Annotated in this window: 8 protein-coding genes; 3 read left to right on the top strand and 5 right to left on the bottom strand. The window is 68.5% G+C overall.

Going from position 1 to position 5434, the window contains the following annotated elements:
• Positions 1 to 98: 98 nt before the first annotated feature.
• Positions 99 to 614: a GNAT family N-acetyltransferase gene (locus OCL97_RS22325; RefSeq protein WP_377371893.1), complete on the bottom strand. Its 516-nt coding sequence runs from the start codon at positions 612 to 614 to the stop codon at positions 99 to 101.
• Positions 615 to 769: 155 nt separating this feature from the next.
• On the opposite strand from OCL97_RS22325, the gene OCL97_RS22320 reads away from it, so the two are divergent.
• Positions 770 to 1729, top strand: a complete 960-nt coding sequence (locus tag OCL97_RS22320; protein WP_377371892.1) for an alpha/beta fold hydrolase — start codon at positions 770 to 772, stop codon at positions 1727 to 1729.
• Positions 1730 to 1991: 262 nt separating this feature from the next.
• Here the strand turns inward: OCL97_RS22320 and OCL97_RS22315 are convergent, their stop codons facing one another.
• The 4 genes from OCL97_RS22315 to OCL97_RS22300 form a co-directional block, all read right to left on the bottom strand.
• Positions 1992 to 2411, bottom strand: coding sequence for a GFA family protein (locus tag OCL97_RS22315; RefSeq protein ID WP_377371891.1), 420 nt, complete (start codon positions 2409 to 2411; stop codon positions 1992 to 1994).
• Positions 2412 to 2612: 201 nt separating this feature from the next.
• Complete coding sequence (locus OCL97_RS22310) at positions 2613 to 3374, bottom strand: enoyl-CoA hydratase/isomerase family protein (protein WP_377371890.1); 762 nt, start codon at positions 3372 to 3374, stop codon at positions 2613 to 2615.
• Between the two features lie 59 nt (positions 3375 to 3433).
• A complete protein-coding gene (locus tag OCL97_RS22305; protein WP_377371889.1) occupies positions 3434 to 4012 on the bottom strand; it encodes a hypothetical protein in 579 nt (192 codons plus the stop codon).
• A gap of 33 nt (positions 4013 to 4045) precedes the next feature.
• On the bottom strand, positions 4046 to 4360 hold the full coding sequence (locus OCL97_RS22300; RefSeq protein WP_377371887.1) for a hypothetical protein: 315 nt from the start codon (positions 4358 to 4360) through the stop codon (positions 4046 to 4048).
• 83 nt (positions 4361 to 4443) lie between these two features.
• On the opposite strand from OCL97_RS22300, the gene OCL97_RS22295 reads away from it, so the two are divergent.
• Positions 4444 to 5085, top strand: a complete 642-nt coding sequence (locus OCL97_RS22295; protein WP_377371886.1) for a S24 family peptidase — start codon at positions 4444 to 4446, stop codon at positions 5083 to 5085.
• A gap of 80 nt (positions 5086 to 5165) precedes the next feature.
• On the top strand, positions 5166 to 5434 hold a 269-nt coding region (locus tag OCL97_RS22290), incomplete at its 3' end, for a hypothetical protein (RefSeq protein ID WP_377371885.1).

Here is a 5434-nt window from a genome sequence, read left to right as displayed (position 1 = left end):
TTCATCGACGGCCCCAAGGCTGCTGCGTCGATGCTAGATTCTAAGCTGCTTCGCCGTTTTTACACAGCCTGGACCCACTGCGGACTCTGCCACCTGGCCTATTCGATGGGCGCATCGACTTCGAAAATCGTCTCCAGCCCATCCTCGTCGTCCCACTGCTCTCCGACCTCGACGAAACCGTACTGAGCAACGAGCGCCCGTGAGGCGAGATTGTAGGGACTGATGGTGGCCCTGACTGTCATGATCGAGGCGTCATCCTTGGCCCACTTAAGAAGCGCGATAAGGGCGGCGCGGGCGTAGCCCTGCCGCCGGAAGGCCGGGTCGATTGCATAGCCCACCTCGACCATGCCGGCGGCGTTGGGCGGTCCATGAAAACCGGCCCGGCCCACTAAGAGGCCGCGATCCACATCTAGGATGGCGCGGGTGATCCAGGCCGCAGAAGCCTGATCGTCCGCCACCTGCGCGGCGCGGCGACGCCAGACATTCCGCCACTCTGGGCCGACGAAATAAGCGCTGAACGATATGGGCGCAGCGAGATTTGCGGCGGCGAGGTCACCTGCCGCCAGAGCGCTCAGGACCGAGGGCGATAACTGGACGAGATCGATACGGCTCATCGTCACGGACATAGGCTGCGCGCGAGGAACCCGGAAGGCACATCTCCCCTCTCCACCCTTGCCAGCCGTTGGCGGCGTCTTTGGCGGCGCTCCTCCCTCAACATGGTCGATCACTGAAGCTCGACGGACTCAGTGGTCGCGACTAGGCATTGCACATGCTGCTCAAGGTCTTGCGCTTCGCCGTTCGCCTGCTGGCCATCACCATCGTCGGGTGGGGCACGCTCGCGGTTGCGGCCGAGGCGATCAGCCGGTCCAAGCCGCCGCGGGGGCGGATGGTCGACGTGGGCGGGCATGAGTTGCGCCTCGTCTGTGAGGGCCCCAAGTCCGAACGGCCGGTGGTCTGGATGGAGGCCGGCGCGTTCAGTGGGGCTGCGGATTTCGCGGCGATCCAGCAGAAGCTGACCGCCAAGGGCTACCGCTCCTGCGCCTACGACCGGGCCGGTATGGGGTACTCCGAGGCGGGTCCCCGGCCGCGCGATGGGAACGCCATCGTCGGCGACCTTAAGGGCTTGATGGCCGCTTCGGGAGAGGCCGGACCCTATGTGCTGATGGGGCACTCCATGGCCGGCCTGTATCTGCACCAGTTCGCGGCGCAGTATCCCGATCAGGTAGTCGGGCTGGTGTTGCTGGACGCGGTGACGCCAGAGCTTTTGCAGGCGCCCGGGGTCGCGGGGTTCGCTGATCGAATGCACGACATGGCGCAGCTGGGATCGATCGCCGGAACGCTCGGCCTGACCAAGCCGCTCTACTGGTGGGGCGACCGCATCGGCCTGCCGCCGTGGGGCAAGGCGGAGAAACGGCGCGGCTTTGTTTCCGGCCGCCAGAGCCGCTCGGCCTACGCCGAGGTGCAGATGTGGCGCACCGCGGGCGAGCAGGCCGCGGCGGCAGGTTCCTTATCCCCCCACTGGCCGGTTGCGGTGATCACCGCCGGGCCGTCAGCCAGGGGCTCGGCCTGGGGCGAACTGCGCCAGGCGCCGGCGCGGCGTTCCGCTGCGCCCATGGTCGAAGCGATCGCCGGCGCGAACCACAGGACAATGCTTGGGCTGGTCCACGGCGGCCATGCGGTGGCGGGCGTGGAGCATGTGGTGAAGCGCCGAAGCTCCGGCGCCCCCTGAAACGCCTGTGCCGACCGAAGATCGCGGACACGCCAGGAGTCTCTCAAGGTTCAGAGAACTTGGAAGCGCATCAGCTGGCGCCGAACCCTCCCTTCAACCCTCGTCGAGCCCGGGCGGAAGACAGATACGCGACCCGATGCGTGCGCTGAGCTAGATCCTCCGGAACAGCAAATGTCCGCGTTGCTCGACGCGCTGCGTTGCGATCGCGATCGTCCGCTTGCAGACCCAGCGCGAGTAACGAATTTCGACCCGTTGCGGACACTCACGGAGCCGAAGAGGGAGGCACCCGAGGCATGTCATCAAACACTGCGCAGCCGTCGGGGTACGCAATCCACGGCATGCCTTGCGCGCACCGTACTGCAATGGTGGGGACCGGCAGCGTCGGATCGGCGAAGCAGCCTCCAGCAAATCCTGTCTGGCCGGGCCTCCACGCTCCGAAGGACCGCCAATAGATGGTCGAACCGCACCTTGAGCAAAACCAGCGTTTGCCGAAGCCGTCGAGGACCCCCAGCGGACCTTCCACCCGACTAACCTGTTCATCGTGGAAGTAGACCGACCATCCAAACGGCGCTCCCGTACGCCGTTTGCAATTGTCGCAGCTACAGAGCCCGCTGCTGACCGGCTCGCCCTCAACCTCGACTTCGCACGCCTGACACGCACATCGCGCTGTTCGCACCGTCATGGCATTCCCCCTGATTCCGGGAGCCGCCAACATCACGAGGGCGGCAGCGGAAGCCTGATCGTAGCGTCATCCTGCGTCCGCTTCCCACCCATAGCTGACATGGCCACGGTCGGCTTCCGGACTGTCTGCGCATGACGACGAACGGGTCGCTGGATCCCCCTCCCGCAGAGGCCCCCTGCAGCGCTGCCCGTCCCCCCGAACCTACTTCACTGCAGGCATCCCCACCGGCGCCGTCCGCCCGCGGATCATCTGGATCTGCCCGCGCTCCTCCAGCTCGAGCGCGGCGTCGAAGCTCATCCCCTCCAGGGTCGCGTCAAAGGTGCGCTTGGAGATCCGCAGGGCGTCGGGGCCGGCCTTCAGCATGGCCGCCGCCAGGCGCTCGCCCTCGGCGGCCAGTCCGGCGTCGGGGATCACCTTGGAGACCAGGCCCACGCGATGCGCCTCCTCGGCGTTCATCGGCTCGCCGGTCAGCAGCATCTCGCGGGTCCGGGAAATCCCCATGGTCCGCTGCAGGCGCCAGCTCACCGCCAGCTCCGAGCCCGACAGCCCGATCTTGATGAAGGCCGGGTGGAAGGCGGCGCTGGCGCCGGCCACGATGACGTCGGCGGCCAGAGCGATGGCCAGGCCGCCGCCGGCCGCGGCCCCCTGCACCAGGGCGATGATCGGCTGCGGGCAGGCGCGCATGGCCTTCAGCGTATCGCGCAGCATCCAGTCGCCGTTGGGCCCGTCCCGCAGCCGGTCCGGCTGACCCCCGGCCTTCAGGTCGGCGCCCGACGAGAAGGCCCGCCCCGCCCCGGTCAGCACGATGACCCGGCATTCGGTGTCGCGCCGACGGGCCTCGAAATAGGCCAGCAGGGCGTCCGACAGCGGCTGGTTCAGGGCGTTCAGCCGCTCGGGCCGGTTCAAGGTCACCCAGTCGGTTTCGCCACGCCGCTCCACCAACAACACGTCTTGATCGGCCACGCCGGCCTCCTTGGTTTTTTCCTGCCCGGCGCGAACACTCACCGGAGTCAGGGCGAGAGTCACGAGCCCTGTGCGCCGCCCTCCTGCGCCAGCAGGTCCAGGGCCACCTCCAGCACCGCCTCCAGCCGCCCGGCCTCGCGGTCGGTGCGCGCCGCCTCCCGCGGCGTCAACTCCTCGCCGCAGACCAGGTCGCAGGCCGCCAGCAGCACCGGGTGCTGGTGCAGCTGGCGGCGATAGAGGGCCAGCTTGGCCGCCGCCGCCGCCCGCGCCTCGGCCTGGGCCAGCACCTCGCTGATGCTGGTCCCCGACGGGTTGTCGCCATGCTTGATGTCCAGGCTTGAGCCGATGTCGGCGCCGGCCGCCGCGCGGCGGTAATAGGTCCCGTAGCGTTCCCCGGCGCGCTTCTGCTGATCGTTCAGCCGCCCCTGGCGAACCAGCCACTCCAGGCCGGCCTGCCGCCGATGTGGCTTGCGCGGCGTGGCCGGCGCCTCGATGCCGCCGCCGCGCGCCTGCGACAGGGCGATGGTCTCGGCGATCCCGCCCTGGACGGCCAGGGCCTCGGCGCGGGCCTTGCCCCGCCGCTCCAGGACCAGCAGACGCTCGCGCTCCAGGCGCGCCAGATGGGCCGTGCGGCTCATGCGCTTGAACTCCCGTATGGATGTGAAGAGGCCCTAAGCCTTGGGCGGCGGGATCATCGGCAGGCAGACCGCCGCCCCGTCGCGCCCGATCCGGCGCTCGGAGAAGGCCCAGAATCCGCCCGCCGCCAGCACCGCCGCCACATGGGCCTCGTGCCGCGCGAACTTCGGCAGCTGGCGGTCCCCGCCTCCGCGCGCAGTGCGGGCCCGGAACAGCTTCTCGAACCGTCTGACCTGCCAGTCCTCCAGACCCAGCTGGGTCCTGGCGCGCAGCGGCGACGTCCCACTTTGACGTAGGGCCGCGTAATCTTGCCCGTCGGCGGGCCTTGGTATGGCGTTTTCCCGTTGCATGTAGAAAACATACGGAACATACAGGGAACGGGCAACATGAATCTGTATTTTCTGTACAGACTTTCCACTGTAGGTTTCAGGCCATGGACGAACCTTTCCAACGCCTCCGCCTCGCGCGCACCGAAAAGGGCTTCGACACCGCCGCCGCGGCGGCCGAGGCCTTCGGCTGGAACCGCAACACCTACGCCTCCAACGAGAACGGCAACGCCCCCTTCTCCTACCGCAAGGCCAAGGACTATGCCGCCGCCTTCGGGGTTCGCCCGGAATGGCTCTACGACGCCTCGGGCGCCATGCGGCCGGGCGCGGGTCCGGGCCTGGTCAAGGTGATCGGCAGGGTGGGCGCCAACCCCGAGGGGACCATCCTCTACGCCACCGGCCAGGAGGCTGACGACCTGGCCCCGATCCCGCCTGGGGGAACGGAAAACGCCGTCGCAGTCCAGGTTTCCGGCCACTCCATGCGCGGCTTGGCCGACGACGGCGCGCTGATTTATTTTGAGAATCAGCACTTCCCCCCCACCCCCGACATGCTGGGCCATGTGGTGGTGGTGGAGACCGACACCGACGAGGTTTTGGTCAAGCGCCTGCTGCGCGGCAGCGAGCCCGGCCGCTTCGACCTGGAGAGCCTGGCCGGCCCCACCCGCCATGACGCCCGCCTGCGCTGGGCCGCCCACATCACCGCGATCATCCCGCCCTATCAGGCGCGTCGGATCATCATTCGCGGCTGACACACCCTCAGGTGGTCGGCGCCTCCAAGAAATCTTAGATTCGCCTTGGTGAGATTCTGTATCTTTTATACACTTCACACATGGAACCCCGCGATCCTGACCTGATCGACCTGCTGGTCGCCGAACGCGCCCTGGACCGCGCGCGGCTTGTCTGGAGCGCACGGGAGGCGCGGCGGGCCAGCGGCGTCGCCTGGTCCGGCATGTCGCCGCCGCCCTGCGCGTCACGCAGCAAGGACGTCCGCCTCCATGAGGCCCGCGCCAAGCTCGCCGCCCGGCGCCAGTGGCGGGAGAGCGCCCGGGGGCGGTTCGTGAGCGCGATCGCCGAGGTTCAGAGCGCGGCGCGGGCGGT

This window comes from Phenylobacterium ferrooxidans (assembly GCF_042714595.1).
GTDB classification, from domain to species: Bacteria; Pseudomonadota; Alphaproteobacteria; order Caulobacterales; family Caulobacteraceae; genus Phenylobacterium; species Phenylobacterium ferrooxidans.
This window is presented reverse-complemented; position numbering and strand designations above follow the sequence as displayed.